The organism is Microbacterium hydrothermale (assembly GCF_004854025.1).
Classification (GTDB): Bacteria; Actinomycetota; Actinomycetes; order Actinomycetales; family Microbacteriaceae; genus Microbacterium; species Microbacterium hydrothermale.
On the sequence record NZ_STGM01000002.1, the window covers coordinates 211,862 to 231,139 of the forward strand.

General features: G+C 70.7%; 18 protein-coding genes and 1 tRNA gene. 7 read left to right on the forward strand and 12 right to left on the reverse strand.

Annotation, left to right across the window (positions count from 1 at the left end; genetic code table 11):
- Positions 1-40 precede the first annotated feature (40 nt).
- From FB047_RS04640 to panB, 3 genes are read left to right on the forward strand one after another with little or no spacing between them, the layout of a single operon-like run.
- Positions 41-841, forward strand: a complete 801-nt coding sequence (locus FB047_RS04640) for a DUF2520 domain-containing protein (RefSeq protein ID WP_136586040.1) — start codon at positions 41-43, stop codon at positions 839-841.
- Positions 838-1,725, forward strand: a complete 888-nt coding sequence (gene panC, locus FB047_RS04645; RefSeq protein ID WP_136586041.1) for a pantoate--beta-alanine ligase — start codon at positions 838-840, stop codon at positions 1,723-1,725. Before FB047_RS04640 ends, panC begins: the two co-directional genes overlap by 4 nt.
- Positions 1,722-2,576 (forward strand): 3-methyl-2-oxobutanoate hydroxymethyltransferase, encoded by an 855-nt coding sequence (gene panB / locus FB047_RS04650; RefSeq protein ID WP_136586042.1) that lies wholly within the window; start codon positions 1,722-1,724, stop codon positions 2,574-2,576. The genes panC and panB overlap by 4 nt, the downstream gene beginning before the upstream one ends.
- A gap of 124 nt (positions 2,577-2,700) precedes the next feature.
- Here the strand turns inward: panB and FB047_RS04655 are convergent, their stop codons facing one another.
- From FB047_RS04655 to FB047_RS04665, 3 genes are all read right to left on the reverse strand, one after another.
- Complete coding sequence (locus FB047_RS04655) at positions 2,701-3,045, reverse strand: PIN-like domain-containing protein (RefSeq protein WP_136586043.1); 345 nt, start codon at positions 3,043-3,045, stop codon at positions 2,701-2,703.
- Entirely contained in the window at positions 3,045-3,719 is a 675-nt protein-coding gene (locus FB047_RS04660) for a DUF433 domain-containing protein (RefSeq protein ID WP_136586044.1), read from the reverse strand. The genes FB047_RS04655 and FB047_RS04660 overlap by 1 nt, the downstream gene beginning before the upstream one ends.
- A 323-nt stretch (positions 3,720-4,042) precedes the next feature.
- Positions 4,043-4,133 (reverse strand) — tRNA-Ser (locus FB047_RS04665).
- Positions 4,134-4,439: 306 nt separating this feature from the next.
- Between FB047_RS04665 and FB047_RS04670 the strand changes: the two genes are divergently transcribed.
- Genes FB047_RS04670 through radA form a run of 3 tightly spaced genes read left to right on the forward strand, consistent with a single transcriptional unit; the run spans position 4,440 to position 7,441 of the window.
- Positions 4,440-5,393, forward strand: a complete 954-nt coding sequence (locus tag FB047_RS04670; RefSeq protein WP_136586045.1) for an L-lactate dehydrogenase — start codon at positions 4,440-4,442, stop codon at positions 5,391-5,393.
- A gap of 22 nt (positions 5,394-5,415) precedes the next feature.
- Entirely contained in the window at positions 5,416-6,015 is a 600-nt protein-coding gene (locus FB047_RS04675; RefSeq protein ID WP_136586046.1) for a DUF4304 domain-containing protein, read from the forward strand.
- A gap of 58 nt (positions 6,016-6,073) precedes the next feature.
- Positions 6,074-7,441, forward strand: a complete 1,368-nt coding sequence (radA, locus tag FB047_RS04680) for a DNA repair protein RadA (RefSeq protein ID WP_136586047.1) — start codon at positions 6,074-6,076, stop codon at positions 7,439-7,441.
- 431 nt (positions 7,442-7,872) lie between these two features.
- Here radA and FB047_RS04685 read toward each other — a convergent pair whose 3' ends face one another.
- The 6 genes from FB047_RS04685 to FB047_RS04710 form a co-directional block, all read right to left on the reverse strand.
- Positions 7,873-8,283 (reverse strand): dehydrogenase, encoded by a 411-nt coding sequence (locus tag FB047_RS04685; RefSeq protein ID WP_136586048.1) that lies wholly within the window; start codon positions 8,281-8,283, stop codon positions 7,873-7,875.
- 26 nt (positions 8,284-8,309) lie between these two features.
- Entirely contained in the window at positions 8,310-9,026 is a 717-nt protein-coding gene (locus FB047_RS04690; protein WP_136586049.1) for a FadR/GntR family transcriptional regulator, read from the reverse strand.
- A gap of 23 nt (positions 9,027-9,049) precedes the next feature.
- On the reverse strand, positions 9,050-9,829 hold the full coding sequence (locus FB047_RS04695) for a 3-oxoacyl-ACP reductase (RefSeq protein ID WP_136586050.1): 780 nt from the start codon (positions 9,827-9,829) through the stop codon (positions 9,050-9,052).
- 179 nt (positions 9,830-10,008) lie between these two features.
- Positions 10,009-11,364 carry an aldehyde dehydrogenase family protein gene (locus FB047_RS04700; RefSeq protein WP_136586051.1) on the reverse strand — a complete coding sequence of 452 codons (1,356 nt, stop codon included), beginning with the start codon at positions 11,362-11,364 and terminating at the stop codon, positions 10,009-10,011.
- Complete coding sequence (locus tag FB047_RS04705; RefSeq protein WP_136586052.1) at positions 11,361-12,137, reverse strand: gamma-glutamyl-gamma-aminobutyrate hydrolase family protein; 777 nt, start codon at positions 12,135-12,137, stop codon at positions 11,361-11,363. The genes FB047_RS04700 and FB047_RS04705 overlap by 4 nt, the downstream gene beginning before the upstream one ends.
- Positions 12,118-13,473, reverse strand: coding sequence for a glutamine synthetase family protein (locus tag FB047_RS04710; protein WP_136586053.1), 1,356 nt, complete (start codon positions 13,471-13,473; stop codon positions 12,118-12,120). The genes FB047_RS04705 and FB047_RS04710 overlap by 20 nt, the downstream gene beginning before the upstream one ends.
- 149 nt (positions 13,474-13,622) lie before the next feature.
- On the opposite strand from FB047_RS04710, the gene FB047_RS04715 reads away from it, so the two are divergent.
- On the forward strand, positions 13,623-15,158 hold the full coding sequence (locus tag FB047_RS04715) for an amino acid permease (RefSeq protein WP_136586054.1): 1,536 nt from the start codon (positions 13,623-13,625) through the stop codon (positions 15,156-15,158).
- Positions 15,159-15,264: 106 nt separating this feature from the next.
- On the opposite strand, the gene FB047_RS04720 is transcribed toward FB047_RS04715, so the two are convergent.
- The 3 genes from FB047_RS04720 to FB047_RS04730 all read right to left on the reverse strand — a co-directional run bounded on the left by FB047_RS04720 (position 15,265) and on the right by FB047_RS04730 (position 19,151).
- Positions 15,265-15,924, reverse strand: coding sequence for a hypothetical protein (locus FB047_RS04720; RefSeq protein WP_205822660.1), 660 nt, complete (start codon positions 15,922-15,924; stop codon positions 15,265-15,267).
- Positions 15,925-16,043: 119 nt separating this feature from the next.
- The gene (locus tag FB047_RS04725) at positions 16,044-16,553 is read right to left on the reverse strand and encodes an amino-acid N-acetyltransferase (RefSeq protein ID WP_136586055.1); all 510 of its coding nucleotides are present in this window, start codon (positions 16,551-16,553) and stop codon (positions 16,044-16,046) included.
- 72 nt (positions 16,554-16,625) lie between these two features.
- Positions 16,626-19,151, reverse strand: a complete 2,526-nt coding sequence (locus tag FB047_RS04730; RefSeq protein WP_136586056.1) for an ATP-dependent Clp protease ATP-binding subunit — start codon at positions 19,149-19,151, stop codon at positions 16,626-16,628.
- Positions 19,152-19,278: the final 127 nt, after the last annotated feature.

The window sequence follows — 19,278 nt, forward strand, 5'->3', positions numbered from 1 at the left end:
AACCCGGCGAAGCCGCCCGTGAGGGCGCCGCCTCACGCTCATGAACCCGCTCCCCTCCGCTCCCCCTCGGGCCCCGCTCGGACCCGTCCTCGTCGTCGGCGACGGACGCATGGGCCGCGCTCTCGTCGCCGCCCTCCGCGCCGCCGACGTCCGCGTGCTCGGTCCCGCGGGCCGGGGAGCGACCGGAGCCGACGCCCCCGTCGTGCTGCTGGCCGTGCCCGATGCCGAGATCGCCACGGCGGCGAGCGCGCTCGCGCCCGGCCGCACGGTGGGGCACCTCTCGGGAGCGCTCGACCTGTCGGTGCTTCACCCGCACGAGGCCTTCGGCCTGCATCCCCTGCTGACGGTCACCGGCGCCGCCACCTCTTTCGCGGGCGTCACGGCCGCCGTCGCCGGGTCGACGCCCGCCGCCCTCGATGTCGCCACCGGGATCGCCGGCATCCTCGGGATGACGACGGTGCACGTACGCGACGAGGATCGGCCCGCGTACCACGCCGCCGCCTCGGTCGCGGCGAACTTCCTCGTCACGCTCGAGGGAATCGCCGAGCAGCTCGCCGCGACCGCGGGCGTCGAGCGATCCGCCCTGGTTCCCCTCGTGCGGGCCGCGGTCGACAACTGGGCCGCGCACGGCGCCGCTGCCGCCCTCACCGGACCGGTCGCGCGCGGCGACGATGCCACGGTCGCGCGTCAGCGCCGGGCCGTCAGCGAGCGTCTCCCCGAACGACTGCCGCTCTTCGACGCGCTCGTCGAGGCCACCCGCGACCTCGCGGCCGCGCCCCGCACCGCCGCGAGCCCGCTGCATCCGGCCCCGTCCCCCGCCGTCACGGAGGCACCGTCATGACCGCCCGCATCGTCCGCACGGTCGCCGACCTGCGCGCAGCCCTCGCCCCCCACCGCACCGACTCGGTCGGGTTCGTCCCCACCATGGGAGCCCTCCACGAGGGCCACCTGTCGCTCGTGCGCACCGCGCGCGCCGAGAACGCGGTCGTGGTGCTGTCGATCTTCGTCAACCCCACGCAGTTCGGCGAGGCCGCCGACCTCGCCGCGTACCCGCGCACCGAGGACGACGACGTCGCCCTCGCCTCGCGCGCCGGCGCCGACCTGGTCTTCGCCCCCTCGGTCGCCGAGATGTACCCGGCCGGGTTCTCCACCACCGTCTCGGTCGGCGGGGCGATCACCGGCACCCTCGAGGGAGCCGTCCGCGGCCGCTCCCACTTCGACGGCGTGGCCACGGTCGTGGCCAAGCTCCTCGTCGCGGTCCAGCCCGATCGCGCCTACTTCGGCGCGAAGGACGCGCAGCAGGTGGTGGTCGTGCGCCGCATGGTCGCCGACCTCGGACTGCCCGTCGCGATCCATGCGCTGCCGACCTCGCGCGACGCCGACGGCCTGGCCCGCTCGAGCCGCAACACCCGGCTCTCACCGGCCGAGCGCGAGCTCGCGTCGGTCGTGCCGCGCGCGCTCCGGCGGGCTCAGGATGCCTTCGCCGACGGCATCCGCGATTCCCGGCGCCTGCGCGCCGAGGTCGACGCCGAGCTCACCGCCGCCGGTCTCGCGGCCGAGTACGTCGAGACCGTCGACGCCGATGCACTCGAGCCGGTCGACCAGGTGACCCGCGCGGCGCTGCTCCTCGTGGCCGTGCGGGTCGGCCCGGTCCGCCTCATCGACAACGTCACCCTCACCCCCGGCGTCGACGACCGGATCAGCATCGAAGGACCCGCATCGTGACCACTCCCCCGGTAACCCTGCGACGCCTGCGCACCCTCGCCGACGAGGGGACGCCGATCGTCATGGTCACGGCGTACGACTTCGTCTCGGGTCGCGTCGCCGAACGCGCCGGGGTCGACATCGTGCTCGTCGGCGACTCCGGAGCGCAGGTCGTGCTGGGCCACCCCGACACCACCTCGGTGACCGTCGACGAGATGCTCGTTCTGAGCAAAGCGGTGCGCCGCGCGGTGCGGACGCCGCTGCTGCTGTGCGACCTGCCGTTCGGATCGACCGAGGTCAGCGACGAGCAGGCGGTGGCGACGGCCGTCCGCTTCGTGCGCGAGGGCGGAGCGGATGCCGTCAAGATCGAGGGAGCGAACCCCGCGCGCCTGTCGCGCCTGCGCGCGATCGTCGAGGCCGGTATCCCCGTCGTCGGTCACGTCGGACTCACCCCCCAGACCGCCACGGCGCTGGGGGGCCTGCGCGCCCAGGGCCGCACCACCGACGAGGCCGTCCGCGTCGCGCGCGAGGCCCTCGCCGTGCAGGCGGCGGGAGCCTTCGCCCTCGTCATCGAGGCCGTGCCCGCCGAGGTCGTCGCCGAGATCCGCCGGGCCCTGGACATCCCCGTCATCGGGATCGGCGCGGGGGCGGCCGAGGGTCAGGTGCTCGTGATGCACGACCTGCTCGGCATCACCGAGGGCCGCTCCCCCGTCTTCGTCAAGACCTACGCCTCCGTCGGCGACGCGATGGTCGAGGGCGTCCGCGCCTACGCGCAAGAGGTGCGCGACGGCGTCTTCCCCGGCGCCGAGCACGTGTACCGGGCCGCGCCCGAAGCGGCCGCGGCGGTGCGGGAGTTCGTGGACGGGCGCTGACGGGGCGGGGCGGGCGCACGCTTCGGGGAGCGGGGCCGGGTCCCACTGCCCCTCGCGCGCGTCAGGGCGCGTACAGCTTCCTCCGTCGCAGGCCGCCGACTCCGAGGGAGAAGACGAAGGGCGCTCAAATAGTCGCCAGCCGGTGGATCGCCTTCTCGTGTTTGAGGCAGAGATCGCCCATGACGCGAGACGTCAGGTCGCCGTGCACGAATGCGATGACGCGCGCGTCGTGCATGTAGATCGCTCGGGCCTCCAACGGGCGCACGGCGACCCGGTGATCCTTCGCGAGCAGCAGGAACCCAGCCTCGGTTCCGGCCGCGATCCACTCCTCGTCCTTCATCTGCTGCGCGCGAGCGTCGCCGTACTCCTCGGCGAGCGTGCGCGCATCCCACCCGGCTTCGCGAAGCCGCGCCACCAGAACGCGACCGCCGACGGGGCGGTCGAGGAGGAAGCGCGGTCCTGGCGCCATTACGCGGCCTGCACGAGCAGTGAGGCCAATTCCTCGTCCTCCAGCCCGAAGTCCTCGGCGACGTCGACCATCGCCTCGCCGGACCGTACCCGGCTGAGCACGTCTTCCACCCGTACTCCGAGGCGCGCGATCGTCGGCTGGCCCGAGTTGCGCGAAGGATCGACGATCACCTCGGCTCGCTCGTACCCGGGCAGTCGGAGGAACTCGACGAATCCGTCCCGGTATCGGATCGTCTGCAGATACTGGTCCACCACGTCTCGGAACACGCCTTGATGATTGCGGACGACAACGAGGTCCTTGTCCCCGTTCGCGATGAGGATCTCGGCTCCGTCGGTCTTCAGTTTCTCGCTGAGCAACGCGTTTTCGATGCCGAGCTCATGCCGAAGGACCTCGACAGCAGGACGGATCCGAGCCATCGGTAGTCCCGCGCGACGAAACGCCTCGACGATGTATCCCTCGGCCAGCGCGTTGAACGGGACGGTGTACCCACGCCCACCTCTGACCCCGCTGAGCAGAGGAGCACTCCACCCCTTCTCGGTGCCGCTTCGTTGCGTGAAGGCATGGCCGTGCGCCCAACGACCGAAGGACGATGCGGGGGCGCGGATGATCTGCGCGGCCTCGGTGAGGGTGTAAATCGGTGTCGTGTAGACCGCCTCCGAGATCGCCGTTTGCATGCAAACAGACTACGCCCGCCCCGGTTCCGGCGCACCCGGCACCGTCTCGCGATCACGGCCCCGGGGGCCCGACGGCATCGCCCGCCGCCGAATGCGGAAGCGCGCACCCTCCACCGCAATCCCCGGCCGCCGCGCGCCGCAGGTCATCCGCCTCGGAGCCGGTGTGAGCTCGAGCGTGACGGCGACCACGTGCGGCGAATCCTCCGCACGAGCGTCCGTCCGCGGGGGGGCGTTCCGGCCGAGCAGCTCGGGTTCACTTCTCGAAGCGCGGAGGCCCGAACGCAGATCAGCCCCGCTCGAAAGCGGGGCTGATCTGGTGAAAATGGCGGTGACGGTGGGATTTGAACCCACGGTAGGGGGTTACCCTACACAACTTTTCGAGAGTTGCACCTTCGGCCGCTCGGACACGTCACCGCCGACAAGCTTACGACACAAGACCGGATGCCGCGAATCGGCGCCCTCCGGCGGGTCGCCGCGCCCGCGCCGGCGTGCGGGACGCAGGAGAACAGGCTCTCAGCAGATTGCCGCTCCTGCCCGGCGTGCGGAACTCCTGAGAAATGGCGCTCCCGACCCCGCATCCTCCCGCGCCGAGGCGTTCGCAGCGAGGAACTCAGGAGTTTCGTACGTCGCGCGCGCCCCGGACCGAGGCCGCGGCATCCGTTCCTCCACCGTCGAAACACCCCTCTGGAGCCGCCTCGCGAGCGCTGCCAGGATCGAGCCATGAGCGTGATCGAGAACTCGAAACTGACGGTCGTGGGCGCGGGAAGCGTGGGGGCGAGCGTCGCGTACGCGGCTCTCATCCGCGGGTCGGCACGCCACGTGGCGCTCTACGACATTGCGACCGAGAAGGTCGAGGCCGAGGTGCTCGACCTCGCCCACGGCACGCAGTTCACCGGCTCGAGCGACATCGTGGGCGGCAGTGACGTCTCGGTGGCCGAGGGCTCGCACGTCGTCGTCATCACCGCGGGGGCCAAGCAGAACCCCGGCCAGACGCGCACCGAACTCGCCGCGACGAATGCGCGCATCATCCGCGACATGATGCCGAAGCTGCTCGAGGTCGCCCCCAACGCGATCTACGTCATCGTCACCAACCCGTGCGACGTCCTCACCGTGCTCGCGCAGGAGGCGACCGACCTGCCCACGCGGCGGATCTTCGCGTCGGGCACCGTGCTCGACACCTCTCGCCTGCGCTGGAAGATCGCGCAGCGCGCGGGAGTCGCCACCTCGAGCGTCCACGCGTGGATCGTGGGCGAGCACGGCGACACCGAGTTCCCCCTGTGGTCGACCGCGACGATCGGATCGGTCCCCATCACGGAGTTCGAGCTGCCCGACGGCTCGCGCTTCGACCAGGAGCAGTTGGACGCCATCGCCGTCGACGTGCGCGACGCGGCGTACAAGGTGATCAAGGGCAAGGGCGCGACGAACTACGCCATCGGTCTCTCCAGCGCCCGGATCGTCGAGGCGATCCTGCGCGACGAGCACGCGATCCTCCCCGTCAGCACCGTGCTCGAAGACTTCCACGGGATCAGCGGCATGGCCCTCTCGGTGCCCTCGATCGTGAGCGCGAAGGGCGCCGTTCCGCTGACCGGCACCCCGTTCTCCGACGGAGAGCTGACGCTGCTCCGCCGCTCCGCCGACGCGCTGACGACCGTCGCCGATTCGCTGCGCGGCTGATCCCCGTCGATAACATCGCCGAATGAGCGAGATCGAGGAGCGTTTCGCCGAGGCCGTCGCCGCGATCGGCGGGGTGCTCAAGGGTCACGGGTTCCGCAAGAAGAGATACGTCTGGACCCGTGTCGGCGACGGCATCGTGCACGAGATCGACGTTCAGCGGAGCCACGGCAACAGTGCCGACGGCGTCCGGTTCTACGTCAACGCCCGGGCGTACGTCGCGGAGTTCGATCGCGCGATCGGGCGCACGGTTCCCGGCGACCTGACCGGCGCGAACGCGCAGTTCGAGACGCGTTTCGAGGAGATCAGCGACTGGCCGACCGACCGCGTCGACGTGGAACGGGATGCCGAGGCCCTGACCACCGCGCTCCCCGCGGCCATCGAGCAGGTCGTGACCCACCTCGACGGGATCACCGACGCGGCGTCGCTGGCGCGCACTCTCCTCGACGGCGGGTACGTGCTCGATGACGGGCTGTTCGCGTGGTTCTGCGCCACCGGCCGGTCTGAGGAGGCTCGGGCCCAGTTCGACGCCGCGCGCCGCCTCTTCGGCGCCGAGGACCGCTGGCCGCGCCTCGCCGCGCGCTTCGGGAAGACGGCGCAGACGCACGGCGTCACCCTCCCCTGATTCCGGATGCCACGGCCTCGCCGACAGCGATGTCGGAGGCCCCGCGTAGCCTGACTGCATGGCATCCCGTCGTCCTGCAACAGCCCCCGCTCCCTACCGGTGCACCGAGTGCGGATGGACGACGCTCAAGTGGGTCGGGCGGTGCGGCGAGTGCCAGTCGTGGGGCACCGTGGTCGAGGCCGCCGAGCAGACCGGGATCGTCCGCTCGATCGTCCCCGTGGCCCCCGGCGCCGCCCGCGCCGCACGGCGCATCACCGAGATCGACACGCAAGACGCCCCGCGTCGCACGAGCGGGGTCGGCGAGTTCGACCGGGTTCTCGGCGGCGGCATCGTGCCCGGTGCGGCGATCCTGCTGAGCGGCGAACCCGGCGTCGGCAAGTCGACGCTCCTGCTCGAGGTCGCAGCCCAGAGCGCCCGCGCCGGGCGTCGCGTGCTCTACGCGAGCGGCGAGGAGTCCGCCGCGCAGGTACGACTGCGCGCCGAACGCACGGGCGCCCTGCACGACGAGCTGTTCCTCGCCGCCGAGACCGATCTCGCCACCATCCTCGGCCACATCGACCAGGTCGAGCCGGGCCTCCTCATCGTCGATTCGGTGCAGACGGTGTCGTCGGCCCACAGCGACGGAGCCGCCGGTCAGCCCGCCCAGGTGCGCGAGGTGGCATCCGCCCTCATCCGCGTCGCCAAGGAGCGGGGGCTCCCCGTCATCATCGTCGGCCACGTCACCAAAGACGGATCGATCGCCGGCCCCCGCATCCTCGAGCACCTCGTCGACGTCGTCTGCCACTTCGAGGGCGACCGCCAGACCTCCCTGCGCTTCGTGCGCGCGCTCAAGAACCGCTTCGGCCCCACCGACGAGGTCGGCTGCTTCGACATGACCGGCACCGGCATCGCCGAGGTCGCCGACCCGAGCGCCCTCTTCCTCGGTCACGGCGAACCCGAGCCGGGCACGTGCGTCACGATCGCGATGGAGGGGCGGCGCGCCCTGCCCGTCGAGATCCAGGCCCTCGCCGTCCGACAGACGGCACCCAACCCGCGCCGCATCGTGAACGGCGTCGATTCCTCGCGCGTCGCGATGGTGCTCGCCGTTCTCGAGAGCCGCATGGGGCTGACGCTCTCCGACCGCGACGTCTACGTGTCCACCGTGGGCGGTGTGCGGCTGGTCGAGCCCGCCGCCGACCTCGCGATCGCGATCGCCGTGGCCAACGCCGTGAAGAACCGCAAGGTGTCGAAGCGGCTCGCGGCAATCGGCGAGCTCACGCTCACCGGCGAGATCCGCAACGTCACGCAGGCCGCGCAGCGCGCCTCCGAGGCGAAGCGGCTGGGGTATCACACGGTGCTCGACGCCTCATCGCGCAAGCTCGCGCAGGCGCTCAACGAGCTGCAGGTGCGCGGCGTGCCGCGCGACGACAGCGAACCGGGGTTCTGACCGGCCGGCCGACAGGAGCCGACGGTTCAGCGCCCGGGAGGAGCGGACCGGCGACGACGGTGCGGGGAGGTCATGCCCAGCACGGCGGGGATGACAAGTCCGGCGGCGCACACGGCACCGGCGATCAGGTACTCCATGCCGTCGAGTCTTGCACGGGTCCTTCACCCGCGCGACTCGGGTCCTTCACCCGCGCCGCATCGTCCCCGGCGCCGTGCCGCCGCACCGCCCCGCCGCGTCACGTTTCCTCCGGTCGAGTGTCCACAACACCCGGACGCCCCGACGAATGGTCCGGGTGTTTCGGACACTCGACCGCCCGAAGCCCGCGCCACGCGCGGGTCGGCGCCGCGCCCGCGCGACGCACGCCCCCGCGCGACGCATCAGCCCCGGCTCCGCAGCGGCCCCGCGCGGCGCAGACAGCCCGCCGACGCAGGTCAGGCGTCGAGAGCGGCGATCAGGTCGGCCGGTGACGCCTGGATCGGGTGCGGCCCCGCGATGTCGATGAACACCGTGGTGATGGCATCCTGATGGGCGCCCAGGAACGAGCGCAGCCACTGCGGAGACTGCAGCGCGACGTGCGGCGGCAGAGTCTCGGGCTTGTGCGCCGCGTCGCTGAACAGCAGCAGCGCGACCTGCCCGGTGTTCGGATCGCGGTACGTCCAGACCTCCCCGACACTCAGCGGGTTGTCGGCGTCGCCGGGCGTCATGAGGGGGACGACGGTCGGTCCGTGCCGGAGGGCGAAGGCGATCGCGGCCATGTCCTGGGTCTGCAGGGCGTCGGTCAGCGCGGTGTTCTTGAAGTCCATGTCGTGCTTCTTCCCTCTGCGCTTCTTGCTCCCGGCCATCCTCCGAGCCTAATCCGGCGGCGCGGTCAGGCCAGGAACCCGCGCAGCAAGGCCTCGGAACCCGCGAGATGATCCCGCATGGCCGCGTGGGCGGCATCCGGTCGGCCCGAGAGGATCGCCGACACGATCGCGGCGTGCTGCGAGGTGGAGTGGTCGATGTTCCGGGGCAGCAGGGGGAAGGTGTCGAGCCACGCGTTCACCTTCGCGCGATTGTCGGCCACCAGGGGAACGAGAGAGGGGATGCCGGCGAGTTCCGCGATCGTGAGGTGCAGCAGGGTGTCGAGTCGGCGGTAGTCCTCTCCGTCGGCGTGCGCCGCGCTCTCGTGCCGCGCCCACAGCACGTCGCGCTCGTCGGCGGACAGCGATCGTCCCGCCGCCGCCCACGCGGCCCCGGGCTCGAGCACCCCGCGCAGCGCGATGACGTCGCCGAGCTCCGCGGCCGAGACCACGGCGGGCTCCGACGGACGCGGGACGGGATCGACGACGAAGGTCCCGCCGTAGCGGCCGCGCCGGGTCTCGAGCCATCCGGCGTCGGCGAGCTCGCGGATCGCCTCGCGCACGGTGTCGCGGCTGACGCCGTACAGCGACGCGAGCTCGCGCTCGGCGGGCAGTGACTCCCCGGGGGCGACGAGACCGAGGCGCACGGTCTGCACGATGCGGGCCGTGGTGTCCTCGAGCGCGTTGCCGCTGCGGACGGGCCGGTAGACGGCCCGCCGCAGGTCGTCCAGGGGCGCCTCGCTCACCCTCTCAGCCTGTCATGCCGGGCTCAGAGCGGGGTGACGTAGGCGTTGGTGATACCGCCGTCGACCACGAAGGCCGTCGCGGTGATGAACGACGCGTCGTCGGATGCCAAGAAGGCGACAGCCGCGGCCATCTCCTCGGGTTCCGCGAACCGGCCCATCGGCACGTGCACGAGGCGGCGCTGCGCGCGCTCGGGGTCCTTCGCGAAGAGCTCTTGCAGGAGCGGGGTGTTCACGGGTCCGGGGCACAGCGCGTTGACGCGGATGCCCTGTCGGGCGAACTGCACGCCGAGCTCGCGGGTCATGGCGAGCACGCCACCCTTCGATGCGGTGTAGGAGATCTGCGAGGTGGCCGACCCCAGGAGGGCGACGAAGGAGGCCGTGTTGATGATCGACCCCTTGCCCGCCGGCACCATGTGCCGCAGCGCCGCGCGCGAGCACAGGTACACGCTCTTGAGGTTGACGTCCTGCACGCGGTCCCAGGCGGGCAGCTCAGTGGTTTCGATCGAGTCGTCGTCGGCGGGCGAGATGCCGGCGTTGTTGAAGGCGATGTCGACGCTGCCGAGGTCGGCGGCGACGCCGTCGAAGAGCGCGTCGACCGAGGCCTCGTCGGCGACGTTCACCTGCCGGAACACCCCGCCCACCGCCTCGGCGGCGGCGGCGCCGGTGGTCTCGTCGAGGTCGGCGATCACGACGCGCGCGCCCTCGGCGGCGAAGCGGCGGGCGGTGGCGAGGCCGATGCCGCTCGCGCCGCCGGTGACGATCGCGACGCGGTCGCGCAGGCGCTGGGTGAGGTCGATGGTCATGGTGCGGTGTTCCTTTCGCGCTGGACCTCGTCCCACTTATGGCTGGTGTGGGGCCTCCAGACCGGCCATAAGTGGGAAGAGGACCGTCATAAGTGGGACGAGGGGGGCGAACCGGCCGAAGCGCCGGCCGGCGGCAGAGGGAGGGAGGGCGGCAGAGGGAGGGAGGGCGGGGGCGGGGGTCACTCGGTGGCGTAGAAGACGTTCTTCACCTCGGTGAAGTGCTCGGCGGCATCCGGGCCCAGCTCGCGGCCGAGGCCCGAGGCCTTCATGCCGCCGAACGGGGTCGCGTACCGCACCGAGGAGTGCGAGTTCACCGACAGCACGCCGCTGCGCACCCCGCGGGACACCCGGATGCCGCGGCCCAGGTTCTCGGTCCAGATCGAGCCGGCGAGACCGTACGCGGTGTCGTTGGCGAGGCGGATGGCATCCGTTTCGTCGTCGAACGGCATGACGGCGAGCACAGGCCCGAACACCTCGTCGCGCGCGATGCGATCGCCCGGCTGGGCGAGCACGACCGCCGGGGCGAACCAGAAGCCGTCACCCTCGGGCGCCGAGCCGCGGAAGGCGACGTCGACCCCGTCGAGGAAGCCCTGGACGGTGGAGCGATGGGATGCCGAGATGAGCGGTCCCATCTGGGTCGATTCGTCGTGCGGGTCGCCGACCTTCCACGCCGCGACGGCGGGTTCGAGCATCTCGAGGAAACGGTCGTACACGCTCCGCTGCACCAGCAGGCGGCTGCGCGCGCAGCAGTCCTGACCGGCGTTGTCGAAGACCGAACCGGGAACCCCGGCCGCGGCTTTATCGAGGTCGGCGTCGGCGAAGACGATGTTCGCGCTCTTGCCGCCGAGCTCGAGGGTCACGGGTTTGAGCATCCGCGCGCATCCGGCGGCGACCTCGGTGCCCACCTCGGTCGAGCCGGTGAAGACGACCTTGTGCACGTCGGGGTGCGACACGAAGCGCTGCCCCACGACCGAGCCGGATCCGACGACGACCTGGAACAGCCCCTCGGGGAGCCCGGCCTCGAGCGCGAGTTCGCCGAGGCGCACGGCGGTCAGGGGCGTGAGCTCCGCGGGCTTGAGCACCACCGCGTTGCCCGCGGCGAGCGCGGGCGCGAAGCCCCACGCGGCGATCGTCATGGGGAAGTTCCACGGCACGATGATTCCGACCACGCCGTACGGCTCGTGATAGGTCACGTCGAGGCCGCCGGCGACCGGGATCTGCGACCCGATCAGGCGTTCCGGGGCGCCGGAGTAGTAGTTGAGCACCTGCGCGACGTGCTGCGCCTCCCACCGGGCCGACCCGATCGGGTGCCCGGAGTTCCGCACCTCGAGCGCCGCGAGCTCCTCGACGTGCGCCTCGACGACGCGGGCGAACGCACGCAGGGCGTCGGCGCGGGCGACCGGGGCGAGAGCGGCCCACGCGCGCTGCGCGCGCACGGCGTCGGCCACGGCGGCATCCACCTGATCGATCTCGGCGCGCTCGAGCGTCGTGATGGGCGAGCCCGTGGACGGGTCGATGACGGTGAAGGTGCTCATGCGGACACTTCCTGGTGGTGAGCGGAACGTTCGGCCCGGTACCGCGCGGCAGCGGCGACGAGCCCGAGGAAGAGCCGCCGGTCCTCGGCGTTCTCCTCCGGATGCCACTGCACGGCCACGAGGTAGTCGTCGCCCGGCAGCTCGACGGCCTGCACGAGCCCGTCGTCCGTGCGCGCGGTGACCCGCAGTCCCTCGGCGACGCGGTCGACGCCCTGGTGGTGGTAGCTGTGGACGGTGAGCTCCCCGGCGCCGACGAGGCCGGAGAGCCGGGTGTCGGCATCCACGTCGACGGTGTTCTCGGCGAACACGCCCCCGCCGATGCGGTAGCGCTCGGTGCCGAGCGCCTCGGGCAGGTGCTGGTGCAGCGTCCCGCCCATCGCGACGTTGATGAGCTGCAGCCCGCGGCAGATGCCGAAGACCGGGATGCCGCGCTCCCGCGCCCCCGCGAGCAGGGCGATCTCCCACGCGTCGCGGTCGGCGCGCGCGGGGTCGGTCGTGGGGTGGCGTTCGGCGCCGTAGAGCTCGGGCTGCACGTCGAGCCCGCCGGTGAGGATGAGCCCGTCGATGCCGTCGAGCACGGCGGCGGCGGCCTGCTCGGGCAGGGGCTGCGGGGGAAGGAGCACCGCCGAGGCGCCCGATGCGGTCACCGCGTCGAAGTACTGCTGCGGCAGGAACGAGGCCCGCACGTCCCAGACCCCCTGTTTCGCGCGCTCGAGGTAGGTCGTGAGCCCCACGACGGGGGTCCGCTGCGGATCAGAGACGCTCGAAACCACGGACCCGCTCCCAGTCGGTGACGGCGGCGTCGTAGGCCTCGACCTCGATGCGCGCCTGGTTGAGGTAGTGCTCGACGACGTCGTCGCCGAAGGCGGAACGGGCGATCGTCGACTCGCTGAACAGGCGCGCCGCCTCGCGCAGCGTCGTCGGGAGGGTGTCGACCCCCGCGGCGTACGCGTTGCCGGTGAGCGGCGCGGGAAGCTCGAGCTCGTTCTCGATCCCGTGCAGACCGCCCGCGATGATCGCTGAGATCGCGAGGTAGGGGTTGACGTCTCCCCCGGGAACGCGGTTCTCGACGCGCAGCGACGACCCGTGACCGACGACGCGCAGCGCGCACGTGCGGTTGTCCATTCCCCAGGCCACGCCGGTGGGGGCGAACGAGCCCTTCGCGTAGCGCTTATAGGAGTTGATCGTGGGCGCGTACAGCAGCGTGAACTCACGGAGGGTGGCCAGGATGCCGGCGATCCAGTGCTGCATGAGGAGACTGAAGCCGTGGTCGCCGTCGCCTGCCATCACCGCGGCGCCGTCGTCGCCGCGCACCGACAGGTGGATGTGGCAGCTGTTGCCCTCGCGCTCGTTGAACTTCGCCATGAAGGTGAGCGATTTGCCGTGGCGGTCGGCGATCTCCTTCGCCCCGTTCTTGTAGAGCGTGTGGTTGTCGGCGGTCTCGAGGGCCTCGGCGTAGCGGAAGGCGATCTCCTGCTGACCGAAGTTGCACTCGCCCTTCACGCCCTCGCAGTACATGCCCGCACCGTCCATGCCGACGCGGATGTCGCGCAGCAGGGGCTCCAGACGCGTGGTGGCGAGCAGGTTGTAGTCGACGTTGTAATCGGTCGAGGGGGTCAGCCCGGTGTACCCCTTGGCCCAGGCGTCGCGGAACGAGTCCTCGAAGACAATGAACTCGAGCTCCGTCCCCGCGTAGGCCGTGAGACCCCGCTCGGCCAGCCGCTCGCGCTGGGCGTTCAGGATGCCGCGCGGCGACTGCACCACGGGAGCGCGGTCCTCCCATGCGAGGTCGGCGAAGACGAGCGCCGTTCCCGGTTGCCACGGGATGCGGCGGAGCGTGTCGAGATCGGGCACGAGCAGCATGTCGCCGTAGCCCTTCTCCCAGCTCGACATCGCGTATCCGTCGACGGTGTTGAGGTCGACGTCGACCGAGAGCAGGTAGTTGCAGGCTTCGGCGCCGTGCCCCCGCACCTCGTCGCGCCAGAACCGTGCCGCGACGCGCTTGCCGACGAGACGGCCCTGCGCGTCGGGGAACGCGACGACGACCGTGTCGATCTCGCCCGCGTCGATCGCGGCATCCAGTTCCGCGCTGGTGAGATTGCCCGCCATGGTGTCGTCTTCCTCTCGCCTTCCGTCGCCCTCCGATCCGAGGACGTAACGAGGAACTTACACGCCAAAGGTAGACACGTCGACCAATAGAGGGCCATGATCTTGCGCAAGGCGAGCCCGAAGCCAGCCATCATCCTTCTGGAGGTCACATGTCCACCTCGAGCAATTCCCGCAAAAAGGTCGCCGGAGCCACCTATACGACGACGGATGCCGCCTACTTCGAGAAACGCACCCTGAAACGCTCGGCGGGGGTGTGGGGCCTGTGGGGCCTCGCCGTCGCCGCGGTCATCTCGGGCGACTTCTCGGGCTGGAACTTCGGCATCGGCTTCGCGGGCTTCGGCGGAATGCTCATCGCCTTCGTCATCCTCGTCGTCATGTATTACGGCCTGACCTTCTCGATCGGCGAGATGGCCGCCGCGATGCCGCACACCGGCGGCGCCTACTCGTTCGCGCGCTCGGCGATGGGGCCCTGGGGCGGCCTCGCGACGGGCCTCGCCGAGACCATCGAGTACGTCGCGACCACCGCGGTCGTCGTCTACTTCTCGGGGCAGTACGCCGACTCCGCCCTCGAGCTGCTCACCGGCGTCAGCCTTCCGGCGTTCGTCTGGTGGATCATCCTCTACGCGCTCTTCATCGCCCTCAACGCCGCGGGAGCGAACATCTCGTTCGGCTTCGCGATCGTGGTCTCCATCATCTCAATCGGCATCATCGTCGTGTTCGGCGCGATGTCGCTCATGACGGGGGCCTTCGACTGGGGCTCGCTGTGGAACATCGCGCCCACCGACGGCAACACCGAGTTCCTCCCCTTCGGCGTCGGCTCGATCCTGCTGGCGCTCCCCTTCGCGATGTGGTTCTTCCTCGGCATCGAGGAGCTCCCGCTCGCGGCCGAGGAGTCGCACGACCCCGCGCGCGACATCCCGCGCGCAGGCCTGTGGGCCCGCGGCACGCTCATCGTCACGGGTCTGATCGTGCTGTTCCTGAACACCGGGGTGCTCGGCGCCGACGCGACCGGCAGCTCGCTCGAACCCCTGCTCGACGGCTTCCGCGCGATGGTCGGCGACCAGGCCGCGGCCCTGCTGTCGCTCCTCGCGCTCGTCGGCCTGCTGGCGTCGCTGATGGGCATCATGTTCGCCTACGGCCGCAACATGTACTCGCTCTCGCGCGCCGGGTACTACCCGCGCTGGCTGTCGCTCACCGGAGCCCGCAAGACCCCCTGGGTCGCGCTCGTGTTCGGCGCCGTCCTCGGCTTCGTCGCCCTCGTGGTCGTGCAGGCGGCGGGCGGCGACGCGAGCCCGGCCGGCGCGATCGTGCTGAACATCGCCGTGTGGGGCGCCGTGCTGGCCTACTTCCTGCAGATGGTGTCGTTCATCGTGCTGCGGCGGAAGTTCCCGAATGCGGTTCGTCCGTACAAGAGCCCCTGGGGCCTGTTCGGGGCGTACTCGGCCGCGATCATCGCCGCGGTCGTGTTCTTCGGACTGCTGCTGAACCCGGCTTACCTGCTCGCGATCGTCGCGATCATCGTCGTCTACGCGGTGATCTTCATCGCGTTCGCCGTCTACGGCCGGCATCGCCTCGTGCTGTCGCCCGAGGAGGAGTACGCCCTGTCGGGTGGCCTGCACGGCGACCCGCAGAAGGAGGGGTACGACGCGATGGAGGGCGAGGTGTTCGGCGACCGGCGCTCCTGAGCGACGGAACGGAGGGGCGGATGCCGCGGCATCCGCCCCTCCGCTTCGCCCGCCGAGGGTTTCGGGGCGCCTTCGTCCGGTGAGCCGGGCTCGGGGCCCAGAGGCCTCACTGCAGGACGAACGACGCCGTTCCGGCGGAGGGGATGCCGCCGATCGAGACGCTGAGGTGGTACGTCGCCCCACCGCCGGGCGCATAGGGGCGCTCGCTCTCGCACGACCCCACCGACGACCGCGTGCGGTCCCACGTGAGGGGAGCCGAGCTGGTGACGACCTGACCGGCCGCGAGGGTGACCTCCATGTCGCTCGGCTCAGTCTGGCAGTCGGTCGAGCGCCACCACACGTCGGATCCGCTGGTCACCGTGAACGACTGCGCGCTCGTGCCGACGTTCATCGTGCACGGCCCGGCCGAGGTGTTGGTGAGCCGGATCGACAGCTGCGGGTTCTCGCCCTGGCCGTACTGCCCCTTGTCGGAGAGCGCCTCGACGGTGATGTCGGCCGCGGTGCACTCCACGGGTCCGGTCGGCGTGCTGGCGGTCGGCGACGGCGAGCTCGACGCCACCGCGGGGGCGGACGGGCTCGCGACGGCGGCGGGGGTGCTCTCGGCGGGCGCGGGCGTGTCGAGGGCTGTCGGGGCGGAGCGCCACGGCGGAGCCGCGACGAGCCACACGACGAGGCCGATCACGACGAGGGCCAGAAGCCCCGCCGCGAGACGACGTCGACGGTAGACCGCCGGGGACTGCCTCCGCCTACGGGGGGCATCGGTCATGGTTCCAGGGTAGGCGCCGCAGCGGTGCCGACCCGCCACGGCGCGCTCCGCCCGGCGCCCTCACAGCGCTTTCGCCGCCTCGCCGGGCGCGAGGGGCGGCAGCCGGCGTGGCGGACGACTCAGAGCTGCTTGAGCATCCGGGTGTTGCCGAGGGTGTTGGGCTTCACGTGCGCCAGGTCGAGGAACTCCGCGACGCCCTCGTCGGGACTGCGCACGAGCTGCGAGTAGACGTCGGGGTCGACGACCTGCTCCCCGATCGGTGCGAAGCCGCGCCGCGTGAAGAAGTCGACCTCGAACGTGAGGCAGAACAGGCGGGCCACACCCAGATCGCGCGCCCGCTGCTCGAGGTCTTCCACGATCGCTCGCCCGACGCCGTGGTGCAGCCAGTCGTCGTGCACGATGAGCGTGCGGATCTCGGCGAGGTCGTCCCACATGACGTGCAGCGCGCCGCATCCGATCACGACACCGTCGACCTCGGCGACGACGAACTGCTGCACCGAGCCGTAGAGGACCACGAGGTCTTTGCCCAGCAGGATGCGCTTCTGCACGAACGGCTCGAGCAGCTCGTGGATACGTCGCACGTCGGCGGTCGCGGCGGGGCGGACGACGAACGGCGTGGCAGAGGTCATCGAACCAGCGTACGCCGCAACACAGAAGGGACCCGGATGCCGTGGCATCCAGGTCCCTGTCTGTTATGCGTCTCAGCTCCCCGCGAGCGTGTCGGGAGTGGCGGCGATCTCGCCGGCCGTTCCGACACCGATGGCGACCTTGTCGCCGCGCGGCGCGCTGTCGAAGGTGAACTGTCCGTTCTCGACGCCGACCTTCACGTGGTCGCCCGACTCGAGCTCGCCGTGCAGGATCTTCTCGCTCAGACGGTCCTCGACCTCGCGCTGCATGGCGCGGCGCAGGGGGCGCGCACCGAGGGTCGGGTCGAATCCGATCTCGATGAGCTTGTCCTTCGCGTCGTCCGACAGCTCCACCGTCATGTCGCGGTCGAGCAGGCGGTCGGCCAGGCGCTTGACGAACAGACCGACGATCTGACGCAGCTCGTCCTTGTTCAGCTGCGGGAAGACGATCACGTCGTCCACGCGGTTGAGGAACTCGGGCTTGAAGTGGCGCTTCAGCTCTTCGTCGACCTTGCCCTTCATGCGCTCGTACGAGGTCTGGGCGCTGCCCTCGACCTGGAAGCCCACGGGGCCACCGGCGATCGCCGACGAACCGAGGTTCGTCGTCATGATGATCACGGTGTTCTTGAAGTCGATGACGCGACCCTGACCGTCGGTCAGGCGACCCTCTTCGAGGATCTGCAGCAGCGAGTTGAAGATGTCGGGGTGGGCCTTCTCGATCTCGTCGAACAGCACGACCGAGAACGGCTTGCGACGCACCTTCTCGGTGAGCTGGCCGCCCTCTTCGAAGCCGACGAATCCGGGAGGGGCACCGAACAGCCGCGAGACCGTGTGCTTCTCACCGAACTCCGACATGTCGAGCGAGATCAGCGCGCCCTCGTCGTCGAAGAGGAACTCGGCGAGCGCCTTGGCAAGCTCGGTCTTTCCGACGCCCGTGGGGCCGGCGAAGATGAACGAACCGCTCGGACGCTTCGGATCCTTCAGGCCCGCACGCTGACGACGGATCGTGCGCGACAGGGCCGCGATCGCCTCTTCCTGGCCGATGACCCGCTGGTGCAGGGCCTTCTCCATGAACATGAGGCGGCTGGACTCCTCCTCGGTGAGCTTGAAGACCGGGATGCCGGTCGCCTGGGCGAGCACCTCGGCGATCAGGCCCTCGTCGACCACCGCGTGCGAGGCGACGTCGCCCGAGCGCCACTGCTTCTCGAGGCGCAGACGCTCGGCGAGCAGCGACTTCTCCTCGTCGCGGAGCGACGCGGCCTTCTCGAAGTCCTGCTCCTCGGAGGCCTGCTCCTTCTGCTCGCGGACCTTGGCGATCTTCTCGTCGAACTCGCGCAGCTCCGGCGGCGACGACAGGATCGACAGGCGCAGGCGGGCGCCGGCCTCGTCGATCAGGTCGATCGCCTTGTCGGGCAGGAACCGGTCGCTGATGTAGCGGTCGGCGAGGTTGGCCGCGGCGACGATCGCTCCGTCGGTGATCTGCACCTTGTGGTGCGCCTCGTAGCGGTCGCGCAGGCCCTTCAGGATGTTGATCGCGTGGGGCAGGCTCGGCTCCGCCACCTGGATCGGCTGGAAGCGGCGCTCGAGAGCGGCATCCTTCTCGAAGTGCTTGCGGTACTCGTCGAGCGTGGTGGCTCCGATGGTCTGGAGCTCGCCGCGGGCGAGGAGGGGCTTGAGGATGGATGCCGCGTCGATCGCGCCCTCGGCGGCACCGGCACCCACGAGGGTGTGGATCTCGTCGATGAAGACGATGATGTCGCCGCGCGTGCGGATCTCCTTGGTGACCTTCTTCAGGCGCTCCTCGAAGTCACCGCGGTAGCGGGAACCGGCGATGAGCGAGCCGAGGTCGAGCGAGTAGACCTGCTTGTCCTTCAGCGTCTCGGGGACGTCGCCCTTCACGATGGCCTGGGCCAGGCCCTCGACGACGGCGGTCTTTCCGACACCGGGCTCGCCGATGAGGACGGGGTTGTTCTTCGAGCGGCGCGACAGGATCTGCATCACGCGCTCGATCTCCTTCTCGCGCCCGATGACGGGGTCGAGCTTGTTGTCGCGCGCGGCCTGGGTGAGGTTGCGACCGAACTGGTCGAGCACGGCCGAACCGCCCTGGGCACCCGAGGACTGCTGCTCGCCGGCGCCGGTGGCGACGCCCGCGGGCTCCTTGCCCTGGTAGCCCGAGAGGAGCTGGATGACCTGCTGGCGCACCTTGTTCAGGTCGGCGCCGAGCTTGACGAGCACCTGGGCGGCGACACCCTCTCCCTCGCGGATGAGGCCGAGGAGGATGTGCTCGGTGCCGATGTAGTTGTGGCCCAGCTGGAGCGCCTCGCGCAGCGACAGCTCGAGCACCTTCTTCGCGCGCGGCGTGAAGGGGATGTGGCCGGTCGGCTGCTGCTGACCCTGGCCGATGATGTCCTGCACCTGCTCGCGGACGGCGTCGAGCGAGATGCCGAGGGACTCGAGCGCCTTCGCGGCGACACCTTCGCCCTCGTGGATCAGCCCGAGCAGGATGTGCTCGGTGCCGATGTAGTTGTGGTTGAGCATCTTCGCCTCTTCTTGGGCGAGGACGACCACACGACGGGCACGGTCGGTGAATCTCTCGAACATCTCAGTCCCTCCAGAAATGGGCTGACAGGCACGCCTCCGCGCGCCGTACATCGAGAGTAACCAGCGGCCGGAGGCCACGGACGCGTGTTCGCCGTGGGCATACCGCCCTCGCATCCGCTCTTGCGAA